Here is a 26,562-nt window from a genome sequence, read left to right on the forward strand (position 1 = left end):
AAGGTCTCGACCATCTCGCCGGTGGCGACGGCGGAGAGATAGGGCGTCAGCACCGACACCGTCTCGGCCACGGCAGGGCCGGCCGACCCCGCCGTGACGGCCGTCGCCAACGCAACCGCCCGAATCCATCCCCGCATCGTTCGCCCCCTCCTGCGTTTCGGCCTGTCTAGCCCCTCTGCCCGGAGCTGACAACGACGGGCCGCCTGCCGCTTGCCCCCGGCCGCCCCAGCCCGCACTGTGAGCGCCGGTCAAGTCGGAGCAATGAGAATCATGGCCTTCCACGACGCGCCGCGGGCGACGCCGACCGTGCAGCAGGATGACGACACCGTCCGGATCACGCGCTGGGACTTCGAGCCCGGCGCCGCGACCGGCTGGCACCAGCACGGCTTCCCCTATTTCGTCATCATGCTGCGCGCCGGCACGCTGCGGATCCACAACGGCGAGGCCGAGAGCGCGGTGCCGCTGGCCGAGGGCCAAGCCTATATGCGCCCCGCCGGCATCCGCCACGACGTGATGAACGGCTCGCCGCACCCGATCGCCTTCGTCGAGATCGAGATCAAGCGGCCGGGCGCGCTCGATGGCTGGACGGTCTGAGAGGGGCCCCCGCATAGCCTTCCGGCTGGAGGCGTCGGGTGCGATCGGCGGCGGCCATGCGATGCGCTGCCTGACCCTGGCCCGGGCCCTGGCCGATCGCGGCGCGGACTGCCTGTTCCTGGTGAACGACGAGGCCGCGGCGGTGCTGCCGGCCCTGGCCGGGATCGCCTGCCGCGTGGTCGGGCCGGCCCCCGAGGCGGCGGTGGCGGCGGTCCGCGCGGCCTGGCCGGACGGCGCCGACGCGGCGGTCTGCGACCTCTATCGCTGGACGGCGCCGGAGGAGCGGGCCTTCGCCGTTGCCGCGCGCCGCCTGCTGGTGATCGACGATCTGGCCGCGGCGCCGCACCATTGCGACCTGCTGCTCAATCAGAATTTCGGCACCGACCTGGCCGGCTATGACGGGCTGCTGCCGCCCGGCTGCCGGCGGCTGATCGGCCTCGACCACGCCCTGCTGCGCCCGGATTTTCCCGCATTGCGGCCGGCGGCGCTGGCACGGCGCCGGGAGATGGGGCGGCCTGAGACGATCCTGGTGTCGCTCGGCCTGACCGATGTCGGCGGCATCACCGGCCGGGTCTGCGCCGCCCTGGCGACGATCCCGGATTTCGCCCGCGCCGAGGTGGTGCTGGGGCCGGTTGCGCCCAGCATCGACCGGGTCCGGGCCATCGCCGCCGCCGACCCGCGCTTCCGCTGCCATGTCGGGCTCGAGGACATGGCGCGAGCGATGCTGGAGGCGGATGCGGCGATCGGGGCGATGGGCAGCAGCTCGTGGGAACGCTGCTGCCTCGGCCTGCCGACGCTGGCGGTCATCCTGGCCGACAACCAGCGGCCGACGGCGCAGGCCCTGGCCGTATCCGGCAGCGTCGCCCTGGCCGGCGACGCGGCGGCGCTCGGCGATGCCGCGCTGCGGGCGGCGATTGCGGCCTTCCTCGGCGACACGGACGAACTGCGCCGCCTGTCCCGCGCCTCCGCCGCGCTGTGCGACGGGCTCGGCGCCGGGCGGGTCGCGGCGGCGCTGCTGGAGGGGTTGGCCTGACAACCCCTCCGACGGCGGGTGCTATTTCTCGTCGTAGCGGAAGCCGAGGCGCAGCACGACCTGGTACTTCTCCACCTTGCCGTCCTTGAGGTGGCCGCGGATCTCCTTCACCTCGAACCAGTCGAGGTTGCGCAGGGTCTTCGACGCGGTGGCGACGGCGCCGTGGATTGCATCCTCGATGCCCTTCTCGGACGTGCCGGCCAGTTCGGTGATGGCGTAGGTATGGCCCATGGTCGTTCTCCTCCTTCAGCCCGGGCGGACGTGGCTGCCGCCGGTTCACCGGGAAAGTGTGAGCGCATCGGCGACGACAGCCAAATCCTTCAGGAAGGCGGCATAAGCCAGCCGTCGCGCCCCGGGGTCCGGCACCCGCAGCAGCGATGACGGATGCACCGTGACCAGGCCCGGCAGCTCCGGCGCCAGGTCGAACAACCGGCCGCGGGTCTTGCCGATCGCGAGCGGCCGCCCCGACAGGGCCCGCGCGGCGGTGGCGCCGAGGGCCACGGTCAGGCGCGGCCGGATCAGCGCCAACTCGCGGTCGAGCCACCATTTGCAGCGGTCGATCTCGAAGGTGTTCGGGCGCTTGTGCAGGCGGCGCTTGCCGCGCGGTGCGAATTTGAAGTGCTTGACCGCGTTGGTGATGTAGGCGCGGTCGCGCGGGATGCCGGCCTCGGCCAGCGCCTGGTCGAAGATCCGCCCGGCCGGTCCGACGAAGGGCCGGCCCTGCTGGTCCTCCTGATCGCCCGGCTGCTCGCCGACGAAGACCACGAGGGCGTCGGCCGGGCCTTCGCCGAACACGGTCTGCGTCGCCGCCTTGTACAGCGGGCAGCGGGTGCAGCCCAGCGCCTCCGCCGCGACGGACTCCAAGGATTCCATGCCTGGAGAATGGTCGCGGCGGAGCGCCGGTTCCGGGCGATCATCGTGACCTGGCCAATGATGACGTCGCGGGTGATGCCGCCGAGCGCGATCACCGGGACCGCCGACGCCCCTGCATCCACGCCCGTTCCGCCCCAGTGACCGCGAACAGCACCATCCCGACCGCGTCGCCCCAGACAATCACCCAGCGTCGCCGGCGCGGCACCCAAGCCGTCGGCGCGCCATATCTCCCTGATTGCCTCAGATTTCAATCCTCAGGATAGGCCACCGGACCGATCCTCTCAAAAATGGGAAAGATTGCTCTTGCCCGAGTTAATTTAAATTATCTAAAATTTGATACAAATCAGTTCAAACACGGTCCTCGGGGGACGGGAACCGCGTTTGGCACATGCATCAGAGCGCACGATTCGCCGGCAGGCCAGCGGTGGCCGGGGGAAGGGGTGCGGGCTGAACCGGGCAATTGAGAAGCCCGGCCTCATAACATGGTTTTGGAGAGGATGATGAAGGCTGTTACCCCGATCCTCGCCGCGGCGGCGCTGGCCGCGGCAGGGTTCTCGACTGTGGCGGACGCCGCGACGGCGACCGGCAACCTGCAGGTCAAGATCACCATCACCAAGGAATGCCAGGTCAATGCCGGCAGCGGCGGCAGCGGTGCCGGCGACGCCGTGCTCGACTTCGGCAGCCACGGCGTGCTGAACGCCAATGTGGACGGCCAGACCGCGACCAGCGGCACCGGCTCGGTCCAGGTCCAGTGCACCAACGGCACCGCCTACCAGATCGGCCTCAACGCCGGCCTGAACCCGTCCTCGCCCGGCGACGTCAACACCCGCCGGATGAAGAACGGCACCGAGTTCGTCTCCTACCAGCTGTACCAGGACTCGGCCCGGACCACCGTCTGGGGCAATACCACCGGCGCCGGCGGCAATGTCGTCTCCAAGACCGCCGACGGCACCGTCCAGAGCACCCAGGTGTTCGGCCGCGTCCCGCCGCAGGCCACCCCCTCGGCCGGCGTCTACAACGACACCGTCACCATCACCGTCACCTACTGACCGCCAACCCGAGGACACCCAGGATGCGCCGGTTTCTCGCGCTTCTCGCGGTCGTTCCTGGGCTGGTCTTCGCAACCGACGGCCGGGCGGCATCCCTCCAGGTGTCGCCCGTCTCCGTCGACCTGACCGCGCCGGCCCAGGCGTCTGCCGTCAATCTCCGCAACAATGGCGACCGGCCGGTCAACGTCCAGGTCCGCTTCTACAAATGGACGCAGGCCGGCGGCGAGGACCAGCTGGCCCCCGCCACCGACGTCGTCGCCAGCCCGCCGGCCGCATCGCTGCAGCCGGGCACGACCTACACCATCCGCGTCGCCCGCACCGCCGCACCGGTGACCAGCGGCGAGGCGACCTACCGCCTGCTGATCGACGAGCTGCCCGAGGTCAATGTCCGCCGGCCGGCGGACGCCGTGAACCTCGTCATCCGCTACTCGATCCCGGTGTTCTTCGCCGACCGCGCCGCCGGCGCCGAGCTGCGCTGGGACGTCCGCCGCGACGGCGGCAGCCTGGTGGTCGAGGCCACCAACACCGGCAGCCGCCACGCCAAGATCGCCAACCTGACGGTCGCCTCGCCCGCCGGCCAGGTCGCCTTCGGCCAGGGCCTGAACGGCTATGTCCTGCCGGGCAGCACAAAGCGCTGGACCGCCAGCGCCGGGGCCCAGCGCATCCAGCCGGGCAGCAGCGTCAGCATCACCGCCAAGGGGGACGATTATGCAGTCAACCAGACGGCGACGGTCGCCGGCCGTTAAATGGCGCGTCGCCTCCTGGTGCCTGCTCATCGCCCTCGGCGTCGCCGGGGCAGCGCCGGCGATCGCCCAGGAGGTGCCGCCCCCCGACGGAGCGGAGCCGAGCCAGGACCTGCTGCTGGGCGTCATCGTCAACGACCGGTCGACCGGCACGCTCGCCACCTTCAGGCGCCTGCCGGACGGCCGGCTGGCGGCCACGCCGGGCGACCTGCAGACCGCCGGCATCAGGCCCGGGATCGGCACCGTCGACGCCGCCGGGCTGATCCCGCTCGACAGCCTGGCCGGCGTCACCTGGCGCTATGACGAGCCGAAGCAGGTGGTGGTGTTCACCGCCCCCGACGACGCCCGGGTGCCGACCAGCGTCGATGTCGGCTCCGGCAGCCGGCCGGTCGACCTGTCCGCGGTGCGCTCGGATCTCGGCTTCCTGATGAACTACACGCTGTACGGCACGTCGCAGTACGACTGGGGCAACGACGGCAGCACCAGCACGCTCAGCGGCAGCTTCGACGCGCGCATCCTGACGCCCTATGGCATCGGCTCGACCACGGCGCTGGCCCGGGTCAACGACTTCGACAATTTCGACGACGAGAGCAACGGCTTCATCCGCCTGGACAGCGCCTGGCGCTACACCGATCCGGAGAACCTGCTGGTCTATCAGGCCGGCGACAGCATCTCCGGCGCGCTGTCCTGGTCCTCGTCCTACCGCTTCGGCGGCCTGCAGTTCAAACGCAACTTCGACATCCGCCCGGACCTGGTCACCACCCCGGTGCCGAACCTGGCCGGCACCGCCTCGGTGCCCTCGACCCTCGACCTCTACCTGAACAACATCCGGGTGTTCTCCGGCGAGGTCCCGGCCGGGCCCTTCGATTTCACCGGCCTGCCCTTCCTCGGCGGCGGCGGCGACGCCCGCATCGTCATGAAGGACGCGCTCGGCCGCGAGGTCGTCACCCAGCGCTCCTACTTCTTCGCGCCGGACATGCTGCGCCAGGACTATTTCGACTTCTCGGTCGAGCTCGGCTTCGTCCGCCTCGGCTACGGCGACAGCTCGTTCAAATACGACCGCAGCCTCGCCGGCTCGGCCAGCATCCGCTACGGCCTCACCGACTGGATGACGCTCGAAGGCCATGCCGAGGCCACCCGCGGCCTGTTCAACGGCGGCGCCGGCATCGTCACCAGCTTCGGCCCCTACGGCGCCGTCAACGCCTCGGCCGCCGCCAGCCAGTACGGCGCCAGGGACGGCGACGAGACCGGCGGCAAGGTCTCGGCCTTCTACCAGGTCTCGCGCCTCGGCTGGTCCTTCTACGCCGGGGCCGACCGCATGATCGGCGACTACAACGATGTCGGCCTGGTGGTCGACCGCCGCCACGGCAACGACGCCCCGATCTCGTCCCGTGCCCGGGAGATCCTGCGCACCGGCCTGTCCTTCCCGCTCGGCTTCGACCCGTCCTCGCTCAGCCTCGGCTTCTCCCGCATCCGCGGCGCCGGCGAGGACGGCGACAGCTCGATCCTGACCGCCTCCTGGTCGCGCACCGTGTTCGACGACGTCTCGGTCTATGTCACCGGCTACGGCGATTTCGACGACCGCAGTAACTACGGCGTCTTCGCCGGCGTCACCATCCCGCTCGGCGGCGACATGACCGGCTCGGCCAATGTCTCGCGCACCGGCAACCGCACCAGCTTCGACACCAGCCTGACCAAATCCGCCCGGCTCGAGGAAGGCTCGCTCGGCTGGTCCGTCCGCGACCAGGAGACGGTCGACGGCACCGGCAACCGCGCCGCCTCGGTCAACTACCGCACCGCCGTCGCCTATCTCGCCGGCTCGCTCGAGCAATCGGGCGACATGGGCCGGGTCACCGGCACGGTCGAGGGCTCGATCGTCGCCGCCGGTGGTGGCGTGTTCCTGGCCAATCGGGTCGACGACGCCTTCGCCGTGGTCAAGGCCGGCGGGCCGAATGTCGAGGTCTCGCTCAACAACCGCCGGGTCGCCACCACCAATTCCGGCGGCCGCGCCTTCGTGCCGTATCTGCAGTCGTACCAGAACAACACGATCGCCATCGATCCGGCCAATCTGGCGCTCGACCTGCAGCCGGATGCGACCCAGACCGTGGTGGTGCCGGCCGACCGTTCCGGCGCGGTGGTCGATTTCGGGGTGAGGAAGGTGGACGCCGCCGTGGTCAGCCTGACCGGGCCGGACGGCAAGCCGCTGCCGGTCGGGGCGGTGGTCCAGCTCGACGGCACCGACCAGGCCACCGTCACCGGCTATGACGGTCGCACCTACCTGACCGGCCTGTCCGGCCGCAACGGCGTCACCGTCACCCTGCCCGAGGCCGCCGGCACCTGCCGCGCCGGTTTCGACTACCAGGCCGTCCCGGGCGCCCAGCCCGAGATCGGACCCGTCCCATGCAGCTGAGACCGGAGGATCCCATGCGCTCCTCGCATCTCGTCGCCCCGGCCGGCCTCGCGATCGCCCTGGTCCTCGCGGCCAGCTGGGCATGGCTGCCGCCGGCCCGGGCCCAGGAGGCCCCGGCGGGCGGGCCGGGGCCGAGCGTCGGCTTCGGCTCGCTGCCCGGCGACAACGCGCCCGGAACCGCCGGCCCCCGCGTCGCCGGCATTTCGGCGCTGCGCATCGCGATCACGATCCAGACCGCCTGCAGCGTCGACCGCGACGCGCTTGTGACCTTCCCAGGCCCGGCACCCGCCGGCCGGACGATCGACGGCACCGGCAGTGTCGCCATCGAGTGCTCCGCCGGCCTGCCCTATCTCCTGGCCCTCGATGCCGGCGGCGGCGCGCCCGCCATCCCCTTCCGGCTGTACAGCGACCCCGGCCGCCGGAGCGTCTGGGGCGACCGGCCCGGCATCGACACCGTCCCCGGCCGCGGCACCGGCAACCCCGTCACCGTCCCGCTGTACGGGCGCATCACACCCGCGGCCGGCGCCCCCGTCGGCGACCGCGCCACGGTCCGCCTCACCGTCGCCTATTGACCGCCGGAAGCCCGTCCGATGACCTCGCCGTTCCGCCTGCTTCTTCTCGCCCCGCTCGCCGCGCTCGCCCTGCTGCTGGCACCTGCCGCCAGCCAGGCCCAGACCTGCCGGGTCACCAGCATCAGCAATTTCGGGACGACCACAGTGGACATCGTCCCGAACGCGTCGGCATCGGCCACCGGCCAGATCAGCTACAACTGCTCGTCCCGGACCCCCTTCACCGACGTCAGGCTGTGCACCTATATCCGGGTTGCCAGCAGCAGCCAGATCGGCCCGAACGACTACGCCTTCTATCAGACCCGCGACACCGATTCCCGCCTCGCCTGGGAGATGCGGGAGCAGTTCAACCGCCGCTACGCCCGGGACGGCGGTGGCAGCGTGTCGACCGGCGGCATCAAGCTGTACGTCGTCGGCGGCGGCACCACGACGAATATCAACGGCACCAACACACTGACCCTGACCTATCTCGACCGGCAGCAGCAGGACCGCGTCCGGCCCGGCACCTACACCGATACCTACCAACTCATCACCAAGTACCTGTTCAACTCCGGCAATGCGAGCTGTGAGGCCGGGCTGGCCAATCCGACGAGCACGATCACCACCAGCTTCACCGTCACCTCGATCGTGCCCAAGAACTGCCAGTTCGAGAACTTCCAGGACATCGATTTCGGCTCCTGGGGCTCGGTCGCGGCGGCACAGGCCAGCTCGGCCGGGGTGCGGCAGTTCGGCAATGTCGGCATCCGCTGCACCTACCAGACGCCCTACAGCATCACCATCGGCGACGGCCAGAACGTCAGCGGCGGCACCCGGCGGATGCGCAAGGGCACCGACTACCTCGCCTACGCACTGTTCCAGCCGGGCTGCAACATCGCCTGGACCACGGCCTCGCCGCTGGCCGGCACCGGCACCATCGTCAGCGCGATCAACAACCATCAGGTCTGCGGCCAGCTGGCCACGCCGCTGGCGGTGGCCCCCGCCGCCGGCACCTACACCGACCTCGTCGTCGTCACCGCGACCTTCTGACGGATGGGAGGCTTCATGGGCGACCATCACGACGGCGCTGCCGGCACAGCGGCGAAATGCAGGCTCAAGCTCGCGGTCCTGTACGGCACCCGGCCGCAGGACCTCGACCTCGTGCGCGGCGAGATCCGGCCGTTCGCCGACCTGTTCGAGCTGCCGATCGCCGGCGATCACCTGCCGCAGATCCGCTCGCTCGAGCCGGATCTGGTCGTGATCTATTTCAGCTCGCTGCCCAGGCCGGTGGACGTCGCCTTGGCGCGCCGAATCCTCGGCCCGCTGCGCGGCGCGCGCAAGCTGGTCGTCGTCGCCGGTCGCGACCTCTTGTCCGCCAGCGACCTGGCCTTCGACCTGATCGGCCACGTCGTCTACGACGACGGCCTCGGCGACGCCGCCATCCGCATGCTGATCCGGCGCAACCTCGCCTTCCTGGCCGGCTTCCGGCGGAAGATCGGCCGGCTCGATTCCACCCTCGACCGCATGGCCGACCTCAGCCACGACATCGTGGCCCAGCATGCGGAAATGCTGAGCCTGCATCGCGAGGACCCGGCCGATCTGCCCCATCCCGGCGACGGAGGTGCCACCATGACCGACAGCCCGGTCGCCCTGATCGACGTCTCGCTCGCCATCATCAAGTTGCTCGCCGGCGCGCTGGGCGACGAGTTCGTCAGCGTCGAATACGTCCAGATCCTGATGTACCTGCACCGCAGCCGGCTGGCCGGGCGGGGCGGCGTGTCGGTCAGCGAGCTGTGCGGGCTGATCGACGCGCCCTATTCCACCACCGTCCGCCGGATCGACGAGCTGGCGAAGAAGAGCTACCTGCGCAAGAGCGTCGACCCGGCCGACAAGCGCCGGATCAACGTCGAGATCGCCGGCCCGTCCATTGCCATCGTCGAGCGCTTCCTCGGCGGGCTCAAGGCGTCGATCGGTGGCCTGCTGGGAGGATCCGGCGGGGCTTCAGCCTGACGGCTGGTCGAGCATCGGACAGACTTGGCCGTCTATCCATAAATTCTCATCGGCGCATCTCTGCACCGATGCAGAACTCATCCGCTTCAGGCTATTCATGACGCGTCGATAGCGAAGGTCCCCGCATGATCCGACCCCTGCGGCCGGCCCATCGAAGCGGGAGCGGCGACGCCGAGCACAGGGACCGGACGCCGAGACCATCTCATCATCTACTTGCCATCGCGACGAAACCCGCTCCATCATGGGTGGTCACTCCGGTTCGGATGGCCGGCCGACCGCATCCGCGGTCATGGATCGTTGCCTTCGCGGGGACCGACTGACGCGTCGCGCGCTGTGGCGCGGCGCCATCTATCCTGGGAGGCGAGCGATGCCGATCGGCACCGTGAAATGGTTCAACAGCACCAAGGGCTTCGGGTTCATTCAGCCGGAAGGCGGCGGGCCGGACGTGTTCGTCCACATCTCCGCCGTCGAGCGCGCCGGGCTGCGCGGCCTCAATGAAGGCCAGCGGATCTCCTATGAGGAGCAGATGGACCCGCGCCGCAACAAATCGTCGGCCGAGAATCTGAAGGCCGTCTGACTCAATCCGCACCCTGGTCGGGCGCATGCCCGCCCAGGGTGCGGGTCAGTTCGCGCGCGGTGTCGCGCAGCAGCGGGCCCAGCGCCGCCGCCCGTTCCGCGGTCAGCCGGGTGGCGAGGCCGGAGACCGAGATCGCACACAGCGCTTCGCCCTGCGCGTCATGGACCACGGCGGCGACGCAGCGCAGCCCGGTGACGAACTCCTCGTCGTCGACCGCATAGCCGTGCGCCCGCACCCGGGCCAGCTCCGCCGCCAGGCCGGCGCCGCCGGTCAGCGACTGTGGCGTCAGCCGCGGCAGGCCGTGCCGGGCGACCACCGCCGCCACATCGGCCTCGGAATAGGTCGACAGGATCGCCTTGCCCATGCCGGAGGAGGCCATCGGCGCCCGGCCGCCGACCCGGGTGATGGCGCGCATGATCTCGCGGCTCTCGACCTGGGTCAGGCACACCATCTCGCCGTCGTCGGCGACGCCGAGATTGGCGGTCTCCCGCGTCTGGTCGCGCAGCCGGCGCAGGAACGGCAGGGCCGGGGCGACGAAGTTGCGCTGCCGCACGAAGGCGGCGCCGACGGCGAAGGCCTGGCGGCCCATGTGCCACATCCCGTCCGACGGGTCGAACTGCACGAAGCGCCGCTGCTCCAGCGTCGTCAGCAGGCGGTGCACGGTCGAAGGCGACAGGCCGGTACGCAGCGCCAGGTCGGTCAGCCGCGTGCCCTCCTCGTCCTCGCCCAGGGCCTCGAGCAGCGACAGCGCCCGCTCCACCGACTGCACGCTGCCCGACCTGGGGGCGCCCTCCACCCTGGCCGGCGCCGATCGCCTCTCTCTCATGACTCCATCCGACCTGAGGCCGTGCGCGGCGGGACGCCGCCCGTCCAAGGCTCGGGACGGCGTCCCGCCAAACCCTGTAGATTGTTCATAGCACCGGCGCGGCGGTTTCCGCATCGCGGGAAACTTCTTGCGGCACGCTGGACCGCCCGCGGCCGTTCGACTAGCCGGATAGCATGGCCCTCCAACCACGGCGCTGCACATGACCTCCTACGTTTCCCGGCACACCCTGAGGGTGGCCTCGTCCCTGGCGGATCTGGTCGAGCGCGAGATCGCCCCCGGCACCGGCGTCGACCCGGACGCTGTCTGGCGCCATTTCGCCGCGATCGTGGCGGAACTCGGCCCGGTCAACCGGGCGCTGCTGGCGGAACGCGACCGGCTGCAGCAGCAGATCGATTCCTGGCACCAGGAGCGCCGCGGCCAGAGCTTCGACCCGGCCGAATACCGCGCCTTCCTGGCCGGCATCGGCTATCTGCGCGGGGAAGGGCCGGACTTCACCATCGACACCGCCAATGTCGACCCGGAGATCGCCACCATCGCCGGGCCGCAGCTGGTGGTGCCGGTGATGAATGGGCGCTTCGCCCTGAACGCCGCCAATGCCCGCTGGGGCAGCCTGTACGACGCCCTCTACGGCACCGACGCGATCCCGCAGACCGGCGACCTGGCGCCCGGCGCCGGCTTCAACCGCCAGCGCGGTCAGGCCGTGTTCGCCGAGGCGGCAAAGATCCTGGACACCGCCATCCCGCTGGCCGCGGGGAGCCACGGCAAGGTCGCCGAGTACCAGCTGACCACCGGCGCGACCGCGACGTTGGAGATCGCGCTCGACGACGGCTCGACCACCACCCTCGCGCATCCCGAGCAGTTCGTCGGCTATGCCGGCGAGGACGGCAAGCGCCGCCTGCTGTTCCGCAATCACAACCTGCATGTCGAGCTGCAGATCGACCGGTCGCACCCGATCGGCGCCGACAACCCTTCGGGCGTCAAGGACGTGGTGCTGGAGGCGGCGATCACCACCATCCAGGACTGCGAGGATTCGGTCGCGGCGGTGGACGCCGAGGACAAGGTCGCGGTCTACCGCAACTGGCTGGGGCTGATGAAGGGCGACCTGGCCGAGACCTTCGTCAAGGCCGGCAAGAGCCTGACCCGCCGGCTGGCGGACGACCGGACGTACACGGCCGTCGGCGGCGGCACGCTGACCCTGCCGGGCCGCAGCCTGATGCTGGTGCGCAATGTCGGCCATCTGATGACCACCGACGCGGTGCTGGACCAGGACGGCAACGAGGTGCCGGAAGGCTTCCTCGACGCCCTGGTCACCGCATTCTGCGCCATCCACGACCTGCAGAAGACCGCCGGCCCGCGCAACAGCCGGGCCGGCAGCGTCTACATCGTCAAGCCGAAGATGCACGGGCCGGACGAGGCGGCGCTGACCGACACGCTGTTCGGCCGGGTCGAGGATGCGCTGGGCCTGCCGCGCCACACGCTGAAGGTCGGCGTGATGGACGAGGAGCGGCGGACGACCGTCAATCTCAGGGAATCGATGCGCGCGGTGCGGCACCGCCTGGTCTTCATCAACACCGGCTTCCTCGACCGCACCGGCGACGAGATCCACACCAGCATGCTGGCGGGCCCGGTGCTGCCGAAGGGCGACATCAAGGACGCCGCCTGGCTCTCGGCCTATGAGGACAACAATGTCGACCAGGGCCTGGCCGCCGGGCTGAAGGGCCGGGCGCAGATCGGCAAGGGCATGTGGGCCAAGCCCGACGCCATGGCCGAGATGCTGCAGGTCAAGATCGGCCATCCCCGCGCCGGGGCCAACACCGCCTGGGTGCCGTCGCCGACCGCGGCGGTGCTGCATGCGACGCACTACCACGCGGTCGACGTGGCGGCGCGGCAGGAGGAGCTGAGATCCCGCCCGAAGGCGAAGCTGGACGCGATCCTGACCCCGCCGTTGCTCGGCGGCCGCAACCTGGCGGCGGAGCAGGTGCAGCGCGAGCTGGACAACAACGCCCAGGGTATCCTGGGCTATGTCGTGCGCTGGATCGACCAGGGCATCGGTTGCTCCAAGGTGCCGGACATCAACGATGTCGGGCTGATGGAGGACCGCGCCACCCTGCGCATCTCGTCCCAGCACATCGCCAACTGGCTGAAGCACGGGCTGTGCACGGAAGCGCAGGTGCGCGAGACGATGCGGCGCATGGCGAAGGTGGTCGACGGCCAGAATTCCGGCGACCCGCTGTACCGGCCGATGGCGCCGGATTTCGACCGCAGCATCGCCTTCCAGGCGGCGCTGGACCTGGTGCTGCTGGGCCTGGACCAGCCCAATGGCTACACCGAGCCGATCCTGCACCGCCGCCGCCGCGAGGCGAAGGCCGCCGCGGCAGGCTGAACGAAGGGCACCGGCGGCGAGGCAGCTTCTTGGGGGCGTCTCGCCGCCGGCTCCCGATCTCGTGCCCGAGACCAGTTCCGCTGCTCAGGTGGGGTCCAACAGCGGCGACTCCAGACAGTGCCCGACAGCCGGCCGCACGTCAGTTCGGCCGATCGGATGCGCCACAGCGTTGCATATGCACCCTGTGGGGGATCCGATCCGGATAGACTTGCCAGAATTCATAAAACCGTTTGACGAATTCCCCAGCCGGGATCACGCTCCGGGTCGGGAGGCTGCATGGCAACGCGGCTCAAGGGCACGAACCAGGATCTCGGACGGCCGTACAACCGGCGCATCGTGCTGGAGGCGGTGCGCCTGCACGGGCCGATCTCGCGCGCCGAGATCGCCCGGCTGGTCGCGCTGAGCCCGCAGACCATCAGCAACATCATCCGCGAGTTCGAGGAGATGGGCCTGCTGACCGCCCGGCGCGAGACGCCGAAGCGGCCGGGCCAGCCGGCGATCGAGCTGGCGATCGACCCGGATGGCGGTTTCGCCGTCGGGCTGCAGCTGATGCATGACCGCCTGCGCGGCCTGCTGCTGGACCTGACCGGCGCCGTGCGCGACCAGGCCCAGACGGCCCTGCCCGCCGCCACCCCCGACACGGCGCTGCCGGCCATGGCGGCGATGGTGGCGCGGCTGCGCCAGGCGGCGCCGGGCCGGGTGCTGGGTGTCGGCCTGGCCATGCCCGGCCCGTTCGACGTCGAGGCGATGAGCTTCGTCGGCCCCACCACCCTGGCCGGCTGGGCCGGCGTGCCGGTGGAGGATCGGCTGCAGGCGCTGACCGGCCTGCCCGCCTTCGTCGGCGGCGACGCCCCGGCCGCGGCGCTGAGCGAGGCGATGTTCGGGCTCGGCCGCAGCCTGCGCGATTTCTTCTACATCCATTTCGGCTTCGGCCTGGGCGGCGGCCTTGTGGTCGACGGCCAGGTGCATCAGGGCGCCTGGGGCAATGCCGGCGAGTTCGGCCATATGCCGATCGTGCCCGGCGGCCGCGCCTGCAGCTGCGGCAATGAAGGCTGCCTCGAGACCTATGTCTCGGTGCATGCGCTGCGCACCGCGCTGGCAGAGGCCGGCGTGGCGCTGGACCCGGCCGATCCCGCAGCCCCGGACCACCCCGCCGTCGACGCGTGGATCGAGGCGGCGGTGCCGCCGCTGCGCCGCGCCGTCTGCGCCATCGAGAACCTGCTGGACCCCGCCTGCGTCGTGCTGGGCGGGGAGATGCCCGAGCCGATCCTGCACCGGCTCGTCGCGCGGCTGGAGCCGCTGCTGCCTTCGGTGAGCCGGCGCAGCGACCGCAGCCATCCGCGCCTCGCCTTGTCCGCGATCGGCGCCGACAACGCGCTGGTCGGCGCGGCGGTGCTGGCCATCTCCGGCCTGCTGTCGCCGCGCTCCGGCCTGCTCTTCGCCGAGGCCGAGCCGGCACCGCCGACGGCACGACGCGCCATCGCCATCGCCACGGAGGGACGGGCATGACCGACACTGCCCAAACCGCGATCGGAGGCCGCGAGCTGCTGCGGCTGGAGCACATCCAGATGCGCTTCGGCGCGATCACGGCACTGACGGACGCCAGCTTCACCGTCCGCGCCGGCGAGGTGCTGGCCCTCTTGGGCGACAACGGCGCCGGCAAGTCGACCCTGGTCAAGATCATCTCCGGCGGGCTGCAGCCGACCGCGGGCCGGGTGGTGTTCGACGGCGAGGAGTGCCACTTCTCCAGCCCGGCCGATTCCAAGGCGCGCGGCATCGAGACGGTCTACCAGGACCTGTCGCTGTGCATGAATGTCGACGTCGTCGCCAATTTCTTCATGGGCCGCGAACTGACCCGGAAGATCCTGGGCGTGCCGGTGCTGCGCGAGCGCGAGATGCAGGCGATCACCGAGCAGGCCTTGAGCGCGGCCGGCACCCGCATCCCATCGGTCCGCACCAATGTCGAGCATCTGTCCGGCGGCCAGCGCCAGGCGATCGAGCTGAGCCGCTTCGTCCATTGGGGCGGCAAGATGGTGATGCTGGACGAGCCCTTCGCGGCGCTCGGCGTCGAGCAGACGCGGCGGGGGCTGGAGATGATCGCGCGGGTGCGCGCCCAGGGCGTCGCCGTGATCCTGATCACCCACAACATGACGCATGCCTTCCAGGTGGCCGACCGGATCGTGGTGCTGCGCCATGGCCGGATCACCGGCGACGTGGCGACGGCCGAGAGCAGCCCCGAGGAGGTGGTGCGGATGATCACCGGCGACGTGACGCAACGCGTCGCCTGAGAAACCCAGAACAGAGGAGGCAACATCATGCGGATAGCGAGACGGACCCTGGGGGCGGCCGCGATCGCCCTCGCGGCGCTGGCGGGCGCGGCCCTGGCGTCAGGCAGCGCCTTGGCCCAGGACAAGGGCAAGGTGTACTACCTGGTGCCGACGCTGCTGGACGAGTTCCAGACCGAATCGGTGGCGGTGATCACCAGCACGATGAAGCAGGTCGGCTACGAGACGGTGTCGCTGGACGCCCAGAACCGCACCGACCTGCAGCTGAACCAGATCGACGACGTGATCAAGCTGAAGCCGAAGGCGATCGTGCTGGCCGCGGTCGATTTCGATTCGGTGGTGCCGGGCGTGGAGCGGGCAAGGGCCGCCGGCATCCCGGTGCTGGTGTTCGACCGGCAGATCAAGAGCACCCCGTTCGACCTGACCTCGGTCGCCGGCACGGTCGAGATCGGCGAGATCGCCGCCGACCAGATCCAGGGCCTGCTGAAGACGCGCTACGGGTCGGTGAAGGGCAAGGTGCTGCAGATCCTGGGCGACCCGGGCGACAGCTACACCCTCGATATCCAGAAGGGCTTCGAAGATAAGATGAAGGCCTTCCCGGACGTCAAGATCATCACCCAGGCGGCGCTGCAATGGGAGGCGACCAACGCCGGCAACATCGCCTCGGACCAGCTGCTGACCAACCCGGACATCGACCTGATCTTCGTCCACGCCGCGCATCTGGCGGTGCCGGTGGCCGCCATCCTGGAGGCCAAGGGCAAGAAGCCGGGCGACGTCATGCTGGTCAGCTCGAACGGCGCGCCGGTCGGCCTCGATCTGATCCGCAAGGGCTGGGAGCAGGTCGAGGTGGAGCAGCCGCTCTACGCCCAGGCCTATGGGCTGGCGATGTTCATCGACAAGATCGTGGCCAAGGAGCCGCTCAAGGCCGGCACCTATGACGTGCTGGGGCTGAAATCCGAGCTGACGATCGAATCCTGGGGCCCGAACCTGAAGATCCCGGGCGCCGCGATCACCAAGGTCAATGTCGACGACCCGCGCTTCTGGGGCAACCTGAAGCCGCCGGCCACGCCGGTGCAGCCGGTGAAGTGACGCACGGGGCTGGGCCGAGAAAAACGAGTCCCCCCTCCCCTCGCGGGAGGGGGATAGGGGGAGGGGGTTCTCTCGGCCCGACCCGGCCCTTGGCCGTCAGGACTGAAGGGGCGATCCGACCCATTCGCGCGCGGACGCGCGCAGCCCCTCCTCCTGCCTCCTCCCGCAAGGGGAGGGGGACTGAAGAGAGACAGGACCGATGATGGACCGCACCATGGCCCAGCCCGCTTCCCCGACCGACGGCCGGCGCGGCCGCGCCTGGATCGAGCCGCTGCTCGACAACCTAGTCTGGCTGATCCTGCTGGTGGTGCTGGCGATCTTCTCGCTGGCCATCCCGGGCTTCTTTCAGACCGGGATCTTCACCAACATCCTGGAGCAGTCGACCTTCGTCGGCGTCCTCGCCGTCGGGCTGTCGCTGGTGATCATCGCCGGGCAGATGGACCTGTCGATCGAATCGACCATGGCGCTGGCGGCGATGATCACGGCCCTGCTGTTCGGCACCGCCGGCGCCGGGCTGGGCTGGACGCTGGACCCGCCCTGGCTGGTGGTGCCGGTCACCCTGATCGGCGCGATCCTGGTCGGGTGCGTCGTCGGGCTGGTCAACGCCGTGCTGGTGGTGCGGTTCAAGATCAACGCCTTCATCGTCACCCTGGCCGGCTTCATCGCCCTGCGCGGCGCGGTGGTGGCGTCGTCCGGCGGCCGGTCGGTCTTCGGCCTGCCCGCCGAGATCCGGGCGGTCTCGACCAGCAATCTCTTCGGCATTCCGGTGCCGGGCCTGATCCTGATCGCGGTGTTCGTCGTCTTCGGCCTCATCCTGCGGAAGACGCCGTTCGGCCGGCACCTGACCATGATCGGCGGCAACCCGCAGGCGCCGTTCCGCGCCGGGATCAAGGTCGATCGGCTGGTGATGATCGCCTTCGTCCTGGCCGGCGGCCTCGCCGCCTTCGCCGGCTGGCTCCTGGCCGCCCGCACCGCCGGCGCCACCGCCAATCTCGGCTTCGGCATGCTGTTCCAGACCTTCGCCGCGGTGGTGATCGGCGGCGTCAGCCTGAAGGGCGGCGTCGGCGGCCTGTCCGGCGTCTTCGCCGGCGTGCTGCTGCTGGCCGCGATCCAGACCGCGATCAACGTCATGGGCATGCCGCCGCACTACACCCAGGTGATCCAGGGCGTCCTGGTACTGGCGGCGGTGCTGCTGGACACGCTGAAGACCTCGATCCGGAGGCGGTACCTCTAGGCGGCCGCGCCCTCCAGCGCTGCCAGGAACCGGCGGCGCCAATGGCCGATGTCGTTGGCGCGCAGCACCCGCATCATCGCGGCGTGGCGCTCGCGCCGCTCCTCCACCGGCATGATCAGGGCCCGCTCCAGCGCCTCGGCCACGCCTTCGACATCGAACGGGTTGACGATCAGCGCCGCGTCCAGCTCCTCCGCCGCGCCGGCGAATTCCGACAGCACCAGCACGCCCGGATCCTCCGGGTCCTGGGCCGCGACATACTCCTTGGCGACCAGGTTCATGCCGTCGCGCATCGGCGTCACCAGCCCGACCTTGGCCGAGCGGTAGAAGCCCAGCAGCGTCTTGCGCGGCACGCTCTTGTTCAGATAGCGCAGCGGCACCCAGTCGATGTCGGCGAATTCGCCGTTGACCGCCCCGGCCAGGCTCTCCAGCTGGTGCCGGATCTCCTGGTACTCGGCGACGTCGCTGCGGGTCGGCGGCGCGATCTGCATGTAGCTGACCCGGCCGCGCCGGTCCGGCCAGCGCTCCAGCAGCGTGCGGAACGCCTCGAAGCGGCGCGGCAGGCCCTTGGAGTAGTCGAGCCGGTCGACGCCGATGATCAGGTCGCGCCCGACCAGGCTGTCGCGCAGCCGGTGCGCCGACCGCATGTTCCAGGCGGCCGGGGCGTCGGCCGCGATCTCCTCGGTCTCGATCGAGATCGGGAAGGCCTCGACCACGATCCGGCGGCCGTCGATCTCGACCCGCCCGTCGGGGGTCTCGCGCCAGCCGCGGTGCCAGGCGGCGAGCAGGGCGTCGCGGTCGCGCGCGGTGTGCAGCCCGACCACGTCATAGGCGGCGAGGTCCTGCAGCAGCGCCTCATATGTCGGCAGGGTGCGCAACACCTCCGGCGTCGGGAACGGCGTGTGCAGGAAGAATCCGACCGGCGCGGTGACGCCGCGGTCGCGCAGCGCCCGGCCGAGCGGGATCAGCTGGTAGTCATGCACCCAGATCCGGTCGCCGGGGCGCAGCAGCGGCATCAGGGCGTCGGCGAACTGGGCGTTGACCCGGCGGTAGCCGTCCTCCGCCGCGCGGGTGTAGTGCACCAGCTGGGTGCGGTAGTGGAACACCGGCCACAGCGTCGAATTGGCGTGGCCGTTGTAGTAGAGGTCGAAATCGGCCTGGGTCAGGTCGAGCATGGCATAGGTCAGCGGCCCGGCGCGCTTCAGCCTCGGCTGCGGCGATGCCTCGTTCACCAGTTTGCCGCTCCAGCCCAGCCAGACGCCGCCGGCCTCCTTCAGCGCCGCCAGCACGGCGACGGCGAGGCCGCCCTGCGGCGCCTTGCCCTCCTCGACCGGGGCGATGCGGTTCGAGACCACGATCAGGCGGCCCATGCCGGTCCCTTTTCGTCAGCGGGAGGCGTGCGCGATCCAGGCGCGCATCGCCGCGGGATCAGGCAAACGCCGGTTCGCCACGGTCGGTTCCCTGTCGCCGACCTGCAGCGCGATGCCGTCATGCCGCAGCGCTGCGGCGAAGGCATCCTCGTCGGTGACGTCGTCGCCCGCCACCAGCGGCAAGCGGTCGGCGAAGGGCGGCAGCGCCAGGAACCGCTCCACCGCGGCGCCCTTGTCGACGCCGTCGGGCTTGAGCTCGACCACCATCTTGCCGGCCAGAGCGTGCCAGCCCGGGGTTCCGGCCAGGAGCGTGTCGGCGAAGGCGATCACCTCCGGGCCGAGGGCCGGCGCCTGGCGGTAATGGATCGCCACCGCGGCACCCTTGGGCTCGAGCCGCAGGCCCAGCTTCCCGGCAGCGAATCCGGTCAGGGACTCGGCCAGCCGGTCGAGCACCGCGCGGTCGACCGGGACGCGCTCGACCGGCCCGGCGGGCGCGGCGCGCCATTCCAGCCCGTGCTGCCCGGCGGCGGGCAGGGAGAGCGGCGCGAACAGCCGGTCGAGATCGGCGATGGCACGGCCGGAGACCAGGGCCAGCGCGCCGCCGACCCGGGCGGAGAGCCGCTCGAGATCGCCGATCAGGCCGGGCGGCACCACCACGTCCTCGGGCCGTTCGGCCAAGTCGATCAGGCAGCCATCGACGTCGAAGAACAAGGCCATGCCGGAAATACCGTCGGCGAAGGCAGTCGAGTCGATAGCCTGCGGTGTCATGCGCTGTCAGATCTCCATGTCAATTTTCCGTAAAGATTGCCGACCCGGAACAGATCCGGACACGACAACAGACACACCGGCCGTCGGATCTGGCCGGTCGGAGCCATGCGTCTATTGTCTGTTTTAGGGACGATGATCGGCTATTGCAAGGGAACGGGCCGATAAGATGCCGATCGGTCCCGCAAGTTCATGTCTGCGAATCAAATGTCCTGTCGCCTGCGAGGGCGCGCCGCACGGCATCGGGCTCGCGTTCAATCACGCGCAGCAGAACCCGTGCCGGCCCCTCCGGCCGGCGGACGCGCTGCTCCCATTTCCTCAGGGTCGGCAGGGCGACGCCAAACGCGGCGGCGAAGGCCGGCTGACTCATGCCGAGCCGGCGGCGCGCCGCCCGCACGTCGACATCGGGAACCGCGATCGGCTCGTGGACCCGGCCGGGCGCCATGTCGCCCTTGACGATGGCGACGGCCTGTTCCAGCGAAGCCACCAGCTCGTCGGCCAGGTCGACCGCCTTGCCCTTATGCTTCGTCATCGGTCGGTTCTCCCATGGCCTCGGCGCCTCCGCGCCTCCTGCAACGTGTCGATCAAACGGAGCATGACCCTGCGCTGCTCCGCAGAGGGGTTGACCTGTTCGTTCTTGCCGTACAGCAGCAGGGCGAGCACCGGCGTGTCATCATCCAACAGATAGTAGATCACCCGGAACGCGCCACTCTTGCCCCGGCCCCGAGGCGCGAACCGCATCTTGCGGATGCCGCCAAGCCCCGGAATCAAGGCACCGGCCCGCGGAGTGAGCGCCAGGATCGTGATCAGATCGGCGCGGTCCTCGGGCGATAGCAGAGCGTCGGCGCGACGGGTGAAAATCGGCGTTTCGACGACGCTGCGCATCTCGAATGCTAACCCATTGGGTTAGCCTTATCAAGCAAAGCGGGGAGACGGCCGGAAGCTCGCCGAGCGATCGATTGTCAGCGATCACCCCCGAGCTGCGCGCGAAAGAATGCCGCGATGTCTCCATTGAGCTGCCGGTGGAAGGCGGGCCGATCGAAGCCGGGGGCATCGACGCAGACCATCGCCCAGGTCTCGGGTTCGAGTTCCTTGAGCTTCGGCGGGCATGGCTGCAGGAAGGCGAAATGGCCGGCACCGTCCACCAGATGGATGTCCGGCGGGATCGGCAGGGCTTGGCGGATCGCCTCCGCGTTGGTGGCCACGGGCACCCTGTCGTCCTCGATCCCGTTCCATAGCTGGACCGGCACGGTGACGGAGGCCAGCGCCGCCTTGTCGAAGGCAAAACCCAGGCCCGGCGCCGAGATCACCGCGGCGCGAATGCGCGGGTCATGGACAAAGACAGGAGAAGGCAGCTCATCAGACCGAGGCACCTCGGATATGCCGGGCCCTCTTTTCTTGCAGACCCACTCAGCGGGGACCTGCCGGCAATGCTGCATCAGCAACGACAGACTGGGCGTACCGCCGATCGCAACCAGAGCGGTATATCCCCCGTACGAAAAGCCGTAGATGCCGATCCGAGCGGGATCGAGACGGTCGTGCCCGGACCAATCCGCCAGCATGTAGTCGAGCACGCGGGCGATATGGCGCGGCCGATCCACCATCCGGCGCGCCGCCGGGTAGCTGTCGTCCTGATAGTTGTTCCCGGTGTGGGTGACCGCGACCACCACGAAGCCGGCTTCAGCCAGGGTCCTCGCCAGATCGGCGTGGCCGCCGAGCCACCCGCCGCTGCCATGGGAGATGACGACGAGGGGCAGGTGATCGCCCCGGATGTTCCCGTCCAGGGCCAGCGCCTGGCGGACCGGGGTGTTCGGCCGATCCGGCACCGCCGCGTCGCTGGGGTACCAGATGCCGATGGCGAGCGGGCGGTCGTCCGGGTCCGGCGCCGTCGCGCTCTGAAACCCGACCGCCCCCGCTGGTCCCGCGGCGAGCAGGAGAACGCCCGTCAGCACCAAGGCCAAAACCCTCATGACTCCCCCTTCGCGCCCATTGGGCACGCATCGAAATGCAAATTCTCAGATGTTCGGCGGTGGAGCGGGCGCCGGGCTCAGTCGACGTAACCGATGCGGGCGCGGACGAACTCGCCCTTGATCGACACCAGCGGCGGATGGCCGGCGGCGGCGGGGATGGTGCTGTCGACCACGGCCACCCGCGCGTCGACGTCCCAGCTGACCGGCGTGCCGCGGCGGAAGCCGAGGTCGAGGTCGGCGGCTTTGGCCTCGATGCGGATCGCCTGGCCCGGATCATCGGCGCGCAGCGTCGCCTGCAGCGCCTTGGCCGAGAGGTCGAGCGTGCGGGCCTGGCCGGCCAGCGACAGCTCGGCCGCCTGGGCCTCGACCGCGACGGCGCCGAAGCGGCCGTTCAGCGTGGCCGAGACCGCCGCCGGCCGCAGCGCCAGGTCGGCGCCGGGCCGGAGATTGAGCGACAGCGACGGCCGGCAGTCGCGCGGCCAGACCGAGGACTGCTCGCGGACATCGACGGTCAGGACCCCGCCCTCGACCCGCAGGGTCGCGGCGCAATCCTCGGACTCGTCCAGCGTCGCCAGCAGCGGCCGGCCGGGGTCGGTGGTGGCGGCGACGGACAGGCCGCCGCCGGTCACCACCACCGCATCGACCCCGGAGAGGTCGACCGGCGCGGCGAGATCCACCGCGGAGGGATCGGCGGCGCCGAGTCCCGCCAGGAAGGCCAAGGTCTGCAACGAACCCATCACGATCCCTCCTCGATCGGCCGGCCTATAGGCGCAGCCGTGGTTCAGCGGTACAGCGGCGTGCGGTTGGCGACGGCCAGCCAGCCGCGGATGACGCGGTACACGGTCCACAGCCACAGCAGGCCCAGGAGCGGCCAGCCGACCAGCACCCAGGTCAGGGCGCCGAACAGCAGGCCGAGCAGCAGGAACGCCCAGAAGGTGCGGATCGCCCAGGTGAAGTGGTCCCAGCCCACGGTGCCGCGGGCGTCGCCGCGGGCCAGATAGGCGATGACCACGCCGATCAGCATCGGCAGGGCGGTGAACAGCGAGACGGCGTAGATCGCGTAGACGACATGGCCGACCGTGCTCAGGCTGCCGCGCGCGCCGCGCGGCGAGACGATGTCGTAATCCGGTCGGTAGGAGGCGGCCATTGCTGGCTCCTTTCTTCAGGGTGGGTCCGGGAGGCTCAGCGACCTTCGAGGTCGCGGAAGTCCCGGTTCAGCTTGAATTCGCTGGAGGTGACGTAGCGCTCCATCCCGGCCAGGCGCTGCTCCAGCTCGCGGAAGTTGTGGCGGATGGCGGAGAAGGTGTCGGCCGGCTGGACCGAGACCGAGCGCCAGAACACCTCCTCGTCCGGGCTGCGGTACAACAGCCGCGGCCGGCGCTTCAGGAACACGGCCGCCGCCAGATAGGCGATCAGCACATGCGGGAAGAAGATGAACCCCAGGACGACGGTGCCGAAGCGGACCTTGCCGGGCGAGACTCCGAAATAGGCGGCGATCCCGGCGCAGACGCCGAGGAACACCCCATTGTCCGGATCGCGGTAGATGCGATGCGGGTTCGGCGATTCGGTGAAGCGGTCGGTCACGGCGTCGGCCTCCGCCACTGCGGTGCCTCGGCGTCGAGGATCTTCTCGAGCGTCTGGATCCTGAGCTCCATGCGCTTGGCGCTTTCCCACAGGTCGACCAGCATGCGCTCATCCTCGCGCGACAGCGTCCGGGATGATCGCCAGCGGGTGACGTAGTGCAGCACCAGCCAGATCGGCGCCACGATCACCAGGAAGATGATGACCGGGACGAAGAAGAAGGCGTGAAACATGGTCGTCCTTGCGTCTGCGGCCCGGCGTTGCCCGCCGGGCCGGTTTGACGAAACCGATCAGCCGCCGGTGCGCCCGAGGCGGGCCTTGATCGCCTGCAGCTCCTTCTCGACGCCGCTCTCGGCCTCGAGATCCGCGAACTCGTCCTGCAGCGTCTTGCGCCGGCCGAGGTCGAAGGATTCGACCTGGCCCTCCAGCGTGTCGATCTTGCGCTCGATCTGCTCGTAGCGGGACAGCGCCTCGTCGATCCGACCGTCATGCAGCTGGGTGCGGATGCGGATCTGGTCGCGCGCCGCGTCGTGCCGGATGGCGAAGGATTTCTGCTTGTTCTTGGCCTCGGTCAGCTTGGCCTCGAGCCGGCCGAGATCCTCGTTGGTCTTGGCCAGCGCCGCCTCGATCGTGTCCAGCTCGCGGCGCAGCAGCTCGGCCGCGGTCGCGGCCTGCGCCTTGGCCACCAGCGCGCCCTTGGCCAGGTCCTCGCGGCCCTTCTCGACCGCCAGCTCGGCCTTGCGCTGCCATTCGGCCTGCGCCGCCTCGAGCTGGTCGACCTTGCGCAGGATGTCCTTCTTCTCGGCGATCGAGCGGGCGGCCGCGGCGCGCACCTCGACCAGCGTGTCCTCCATCTCCTGCACGATCAGCCGGACGATCTTCTCGGGATCCTCGGCGCGGTCGAGCATGGCGTTGAGGTTGGAATTGATGATGTCGCCAAGGCGGGAAAAGATACCCATCACACGGTCCTCTTTTGATCCTACAGGAACAGGGAAGCGATCAGCACGCCGGCGCCGAAGAACACCCAGTTCTCGGCCGGCCGGCTGGTGATCCAGGCCAGCAGGCGCTCGCCCGTGCGGCGCCAGTCGGCGGTCCCGGCGCTGCGTCGGGTGCGGGTGCCGGTCGGGTCGAAGCCGTAGCTCATATGGTCCTCCTCGAGCCCCGATGCGTTCGGGTCGTCCCCAAGGCTGCAAGGGCCGTGCCAGAGTCGGATTCGGCGAGATTCCTGGGCTTTTCTGAACACGCCCCTTGATCCTTCGGCGAAAATTTCCGACTCTTCGGGAAATTTTGCCGAAGGGATCCATGGCCGACGGATTGCCGCATCTGCTGGGCGAGGCGCCGGCCTTCGCCGACCTGCTGGACCGGGTCTCGGCCGCGGCGCCCCTGGACCGGCCGGTGCTGGTGATCGGCGAGCGCGGCACCGGCAAGGAGCTGATCGCGGCGCGGCTGCACTTCCTGTCCCCGCGCTGGGACCGGCCCTTCGTCAAGCTGGACTGCGCCGCGCTGTCGCCGGAGCTGCTGGAGAGCGAGCTGTTCGGCCACGAGGCCGGCGCCTTCACCGGCGCGGTGCGCCGCCATGTCGGCCGGTTCGAGCGTGCCGATGGCGGCACCCTGTTCCTGGACGAGCTGGCCAATGCCGGCCTGCGGGTGCAGGAGAAGCTGCTGCGGGTGATCGAATATGGCGAGATCGAGCGGGTCGGCGGCACCCAGACCATGACGGTCGATGTCCGCGTCGTCGCCGCCACCAATGTCGACCTGCCGGGCGAGGTCGCGGCCGGGCGGTTCCGCGGCGACCTCTTGGACCGGCTGGCCTTCGACGTGCTGACCGTGCCGCCGCTGCGCGCCCGGCCGGAGGACATCGCGCTGCTGGCCGGCCACTTCGCTCAAGGAATGGCCCATGCGCTGGACCGGCCGGGCTTTCCCGGATTCGCGCCGGCGGCGATGGCGGCGCTGCACGGCCATCCCTGGCCCGGCAACATCCGCGAGCTGAAGAACGCGGTCGAGCGCGCGGTCTACCGCACCCCGCCGGACGAGAAGGTGGCGGAGATCGTGCTGGACCCCTTCGCCTCGCCCTGGCGGCCGAAAGGGCTGCAGACCGGGTCGGAACCGCTGCCCGCCACCGCGACGCCGGCCCTGCCCTACGACTTCCGGGGCGAGATCGCGGCGGTGGAGAAACGCTGGCTGGAGGCGGCGCTGCAGGCCCATGGCGGGCACCAGGGCCGGGCCGCGACGGCGCTCGGACTCGGCTACGACCAGCTGCGGCACCTGCTGCGCAAGCACGGTATCTCGGCACGATCGGGGGGAGAGGATTGATGAAGACCGTGCTGATCACCGGCTGCAGCTCCGGCTTCGGCTTCGCAGCGGCGAACCGCTTCGCCGCCGCCGGCTGGTCGGTGCTGGCGACGCTGCGCGGCCCCGCGGATCGGCCGGAGGCCGCGGCGCTGGCCGCCATCCCGGGCGTCACCGTGCTGCCGCTCGACGTCACCGACCCGGTGCAGCGGGCCGCGATGGCGGCCGCGGTCGCCGGGGGCCTGGACTGCCTGATCAACAATGCCGGCTACGGCCTGTACGGCCCGCTCGAGGTGCTGGACGACGACCAGATCCGGCGCCAGATTGCGACCAATCTCGAGGCCCCGATCCTGCTGACCCGCGACCTGCTGCCGGCGCTGCGCCGCAGCCATGGCCGGGTGATCAACATCTCCTCGGTGCTGGGCTTCATCGGCACGCCGTTCATGGCGATCTACACCGCCAGCAAGCACGGCCTGTCCGGCTTCAGCGAGGCGCTGCGGCTGGAGCTGGCGCCGCATGGCGTGCAGGTCTGCGCGGTCGAGCCCGGGCGCCACGACACCGGTTTCAACGCCCGGCTGGACCAGCCGGTGCCGGCGCCGGATTCGCCCTATCGCCGCAAGTTCGACCGGGCCATGCGCCGTCGGGCGGCGCTGGGCGAGGTGGCGCCGGAGCGGGCGGCCGCGATCAGCGGCCGGGCGGCGGACCGGCTGCTGCGCCTGGCCGAATCCCGACGGATGCCGGCGCGGCTGCGCCTGGGCACCGATTCCAAGCTGGTGTTCTGGGTGAAGCGGCTGATCCCGGCCGCGCTGTTCGACCGCCTGATGATCGCCGCCACCAGCCGCGGCATCAACTGAGGGCGATCAGCGTGCCCCGTCGCAGCGGGCTTCGGAATTCCCGGCACCGCGCCGCCGATCTCGACCGGCTTGTCGGTGCCCCAGG

General features: G+C 70.3%; 30 protein-coding genes. 16 read left to right on the forward strand and 14 right to left on the reverse strand.

Going from position 1 to position 26,562, the window contains the following annotated elements; translation table 11 throughout:
• Nucleotides 1-270 precede the first annotated feature (270 nt).
• Both AAHM41_RS20160 and pseG read left to right on the forward strand, forming a co-directional pair.
• The gene (locus AAHM41_RS20160) at nt 271-594 is read left to right on the forward strand and encodes a cupin domain-containing protein (RefSeq protein ID WP_342238367.1); all 324 of its coding nucleotides are present in this window, start codon (nt 271-273) and stop codon (nt 592-594) included.
• A complete protein-coding gene (gene pseG / locus AAHM41_RS20165) occupies nt 578-1,627 on the forward strand; it encodes a UDP-2,4-diacetamido-2,4,6-trideoxy-beta-L-altropyranose hydrolase (RefSeq protein WP_342238368.1) in 1,050 nt (349 codons plus the stop codon). The genes AAHM41_RS20160 and pseG overlap by 17 nt, the downstream gene beginning before the upstream one ends.
• Before the next feature lie 21 nt (nt 1,628-1,648).
• Here pseG and AAHM41_RS20170 read toward each other — a convergent pair whose 3' ends face one another.
• Nucleotides 1,649-1,858 carry a dodecin gene (locus AAHM41_RS20170; protein WP_342238369.1) on the reverse strand — a complete coding sequence of 70 codons (210 nt, stop codon included), beginning with the start codon at nt 1,856-1,858 and terminating at the stop codon, nt 1,649-1,651.
• A gap of 45 nt (nt 1,859-1,903) precedes the next feature.
• The gene (locus AAHM41_RS20175; RefSeq protein WP_342238370.1) at nt 1,904-2,500 is read right to left on the reverse strand and encodes a UdgX family uracil-DNA binding protein; all 597 of its coding nucleotides are present in this window, start codon (nt 2,498-2,500) and stop codon (nt 1,904-1,906) included.
• A 500-nt stretch (nt 2,501-3,000) separates the two neighbouring features.
• On the opposite strand from AAHM41_RS20175, the gene AAHM41_RS20180 reads away from it, so the two are divergent.
• The 7 genes from AAHM41_RS20180 (at nt 3,001) to AAHM41_RS20210 (ending at nt 9,834) form a co-directional block, all read left to right on the forward strand.
• On the forward strand, nt 3,001-3,549 hold the full coding sequence (locus AAHM41_RS20180; RefSeq protein ID WP_342238371.1) for a Csu type fimbrial protein: 549 nt from the start codon (nt 3,001-3,003) through the stop codon (nt 3,547-3,549).
• A 23-nt stretch (nt 3,550-3,572) separates the two neighbouring features.
• Nucleotides 3,573-4,295 (forward strand): fimbrial biogenesis chaperone, encoded by a 723-nt coding sequence (locus tag AAHM41_RS20185; protein WP_342238372.1) that lies wholly within the window; start codon nt 3,573-3,575, stop codon nt 4,293-4,295.
• Nucleotides 4,258-6,702, forward strand: coding sequence for a fimbria/pilus outer membrane usher protein (locus AAHM41_RS20190; protein WP_342238373.1), 2,445 nt, complete (start codon nt 4,258-4,260; stop codon nt 6,700-6,702). The genes AAHM41_RS20185 and AAHM41_RS20190 overlap by 38 nt, the downstream gene beginning before the upstream one ends.
• A 14-nt stretch (nt 6,703-6,716) precedes the next feature.
• Nucleotides 6,717-7,274 (forward strand): Csu type fimbrial protein, encoded by a 558-nt coding sequence (locus tag AAHM41_RS20195; RefSeq protein ID WP_342238374.1) that lies wholly within the window; start codon nt 6,717-6,719, stop codon nt 7,272-7,274.
• A gap of 18 nt (nt 7,275-7,292) precedes the next feature.
• On the forward strand, nt 7,293-8,297 hold the full coding sequence (locus AAHM41_RS20200) for a Csu type fimbrial protein (RefSeq protein ID WP_342238375.1): 1,005 nt from the start codon (nt 7,293-7,295) through the stop codon (nt 8,295-8,297).
• Between the two features lie 15 nt (nt 8,298-8,312).
• Nucleotides 8,313-9,257 (forward strand): hypothetical protein, encoded by a 945-nt coding sequence (locus AAHM41_RS20205; protein ID WP_342238376.1) that lies wholly within the window; start codon nt 8,313-8,315, stop codon nt 9,255-9,257.
• 367 nt (nt 9,258-9,624) lie between these two features.
• Nucleotides 9,625-9,834 carry a cold-shock protein gene (locus tag AAHM41_RS20210; protein ID WP_225773564.1) on the forward strand — a complete coding sequence of 70 codons (210 nt, stop codon included), beginning with the start codon at nt 9,625-9,627 and terminating at the stop codon, nt 9,832-9,834.
• A 1-nt stretch (nt 9,835) separates the two neighbouring features.
• Here the strand turns inward: AAHM41_RS20210 and AAHM41_RS20215 are convergent, their stop codons facing one another.
• The gene (locus tag AAHM41_RS20215; RefSeq protein ID WP_342238377.1) at nt 9,836-10,660 is read right to left on the reverse strand and encodes an IclR family transcriptional regulator; all 825 of its coding nucleotides are present in this window, start codon (nt 10,658-10,660) and stop codon (nt 9,836-9,838) included.
• 199 nt (nt 10,661-10,859) lie between these two features.
• Here AAHM41_RS20215 and AAHM41_RS20220 point away from each other — a divergent pair, with 199 nt between their 5' ends.
• The 5 genes from AAHM41_RS20220 to AAHM41_RS20240 all read left to right on the forward strand — a co-directional run bounded on the left by AAHM41_RS20220 (nt 10,860) and on the right by AAHM41_RS20240 (nt 17,651).
• Entirely contained in the window at nt 10,860-13,043 is a 2,184-nt protein-coding gene (locus tag AAHM41_RS20220; protein ID WP_342238378.1) for a malate synthase G, read from the forward strand.
• 276 nt (nt 13,044-13,319) lie between these two features.
• Nucleotides 13,320-14,552: an ROK family transcriptional regulator gene (locus AAHM41_RS20225; protein ID WP_342238379.1), complete on the forward strand. Its 1,233-nt coding sequence runs from the start codon at nt 13,320-13,322 to the stop codon at nt 14,550-14,552.
• Nucleotides 14,549-15,331 (forward strand): ATP-binding cassette domain-containing protein, encoded by a 783-nt coding sequence (locus AAHM41_RS20230; RefSeq protein ID WP_342238380.1) that lies wholly within the window; start codon nt 14,549-14,551, stop codon nt 15,329-15,331. Before AAHM41_RS20225 ends, AAHM41_RS20230 begins: the two co-directional genes overlap by 4 nt.
• A 27-nt stretch (nt 15,332-15,358) precedes the next feature.
• Nucleotides 15,359-16,417: a sugar ABC transporter substrate-binding protein gene (locus AAHM41_RS20235; protein ID WP_342238381.1), complete on the forward strand. Its 1,059-nt coding sequence runs from the start codon at nt 15,359-15,361 to the stop codon at nt 16,415-16,417.
• A 199-nt stretch (nt 16,418-16,616) separates the two neighbouring features.
• Complete coding sequence (locus AAHM41_RS20240; protein WP_342238382.1) at nt 16,617-17,651, forward strand: ABC transporter permease; 1,035 nt, start codon at nt 16,617-16,619, stop codon at nt 17,649-17,651.
• On the opposite strand, the gene otsA is transcribed toward AAHM41_RS20240, so the two are convergent.
• From otsA to AAHM41_RS20295, 11 genes are all read right to left on the reverse strand, one after another.
• A complete protein-coding gene (otsA, locus tag AAHM41_RS20245) occupies nt 17,648-19,018 on the reverse strand; it encodes an alpha,alpha-trehalose-phosphate synthase (UDP-forming) (RefSeq protein WP_342238383.1) in 1,371 nt (456 codons plus the stop codon). The genes AAHM41_RS20240 and otsA overlap by 4 nt on opposite strands.
• A 15-nt stretch (nt 19,019-19,033) precedes the next feature.
• Nucleotides 19,034-19,786 (reverse strand): trehalose-phosphatase, encoded by a 753-nt coding sequence (otsB, locus tag AAHM41_RS20250; protein WP_342238384.1) that lies wholly within the window; start codon nt 19,784-19,786, stop codon nt 19,034-19,036.
• 187 nt (nt 19,787-19,973) lie between these two features.
• Nucleotides 19,974-20,315 carry a helix-turn-helix domain-containing protein gene (locus tag AAHM41_RS20255; protein WP_342238385.1) on the reverse strand — a complete coding sequence of 114 codons (342 nt, stop codon included), beginning with the start codon at nt 20,313-20,315 and terminating at the stop codon, nt 19,974-19,976.
• Complete coding sequence (locus AAHM41_RS20260) at nt 20,312-20,668, reverse strand: addiction module toxin RelE (RefSeq protein ID WP_342238386.1); 357 nt, start codon at nt 20,666-20,668, stop codon at nt 20,312-20,314. Before AAHM41_RS20260 ends, AAHM41_RS20255 begins: the two co-directional genes overlap by 4 nt.
• Before the next feature lie 77 nt (nt 20,669-20,745).
• Nucleotides 20,746-21,753 (reverse strand): alpha/beta hydrolase family protein, encoded by a 1,008-nt coding sequence (locus AAHM41_RS20265; RefSeq protein ID WP_342238387.1) that lies wholly within the window; start codon nt 21,751-21,753, stop codon nt 20,746-20,748.
• A 77-nt stretch (nt 21,754-21,830) separates the two neighbouring features.
• Complete coding sequence (locus tag AAHM41_RS20270; protein WP_342238388.1) at nt 21,831-22,490, reverse strand: hypothetical protein; 660 nt, start codon at nt 22,488-22,490, stop codon at nt 21,831-21,833.
• Between the two features lie 44 nt (nt 22,491-22,534).
• Nucleotides 22,535-22,900: a DUF4870 family protein gene (locus AAHM41_RS20275; RefSeq protein WP_342238389.1), complete on the reverse strand. Its 366-nt coding sequence runs from the start codon at nt 22,898-22,900 to the stop codon at nt 22,535-22,537.
• 35 nt (nt 22,901-22,935) lie between these two features.
• Nucleotides 22,936-23,337: an envelope stress response membrane protein PspC gene (gene pspC, locus AAHM41_RS20280; protein ID WP_342238390.1), complete on the reverse strand. Its 402-nt coding sequence runs from the start codon at nt 23,335-23,337 to the stop codon at nt 22,936-22,938.
• Nucleotides 23,334-23,567 carry an envelope stress response membrane protein PspB gene (gene pspB / locus AAHM41_RS20285; RefSeq protein ID WP_342238391.1) on the reverse strand — a complete coding sequence of 78 codons (234 nt, stop codon included), beginning with the start codon at nt 23,565-23,567 and terminating at the stop codon, nt 23,334-23,336. Before pspB ends, pspC begins: the two co-directional genes overlap by 4 nt.
• A 57-nt stretch (nt 23,568-23,624) precedes the next feature.
• On the reverse strand, nt 23,625-24,293 hold the full coding sequence (pspA, locus tag AAHM41_RS20290) for a phage shock protein PspA (RefSeq protein WP_342238392.1): 669 nt from the start codon (nt 24,291-24,293) through the stop codon (nt 23,625-23,627).
• 20 nt (nt 24,294-24,313) lie between these two features.
• A complete protein-coding gene (locus tag AAHM41_RS20295) occupies nt 24,314-24,478 on the reverse strand; it encodes a hypothetical protein (RefSeq protein WP_342238393.1) in 165 nt (54 codons plus the stop codon).
• Nucleotides 24,479-24,636: 158 nt separating this feature from the next.
• Here AAHM41_RS20295 and pspF point away from each other — a divergent pair, with 158 nt between their 5' ends.
• Both pspF and AAHM41_RS20305 read left to right on the forward strand, forming a co-directional pair.
• Nucleotides 24,637-25,647 carry a phage shock protein operon transcriptional activator gene (gene pspF, locus AAHM41_RS20300; protein ID WP_342238394.1) on the forward strand — a complete coding sequence of 337 codons (1,011 nt, stop codon included), beginning with the start codon at nt 24,637-24,639 and terminating at the stop codon, nt 25,645-25,647.
• Nucleotides 25,647-26,477: an SDR family NAD(P)-dependent oxidoreductase gene (locus AAHM41_RS20305; RefSeq protein ID WP_342238395.1), complete on the forward strand. Its 831-nt coding sequence runs from the start codon at nt 25,647-25,649 to the stop codon at nt 26,475-26,477. The genes pspF and AAHM41_RS20305 overlap by 1 nt, the downstream gene beginning before the upstream one ends.
• The last annotated feature ends 85 nt before the right edge of the window (nt 26,478-26,562 follow it).

The sequence above is a fragment of the Inquilinus sp. OTU3971 genome (assembly GCF_038440215.1).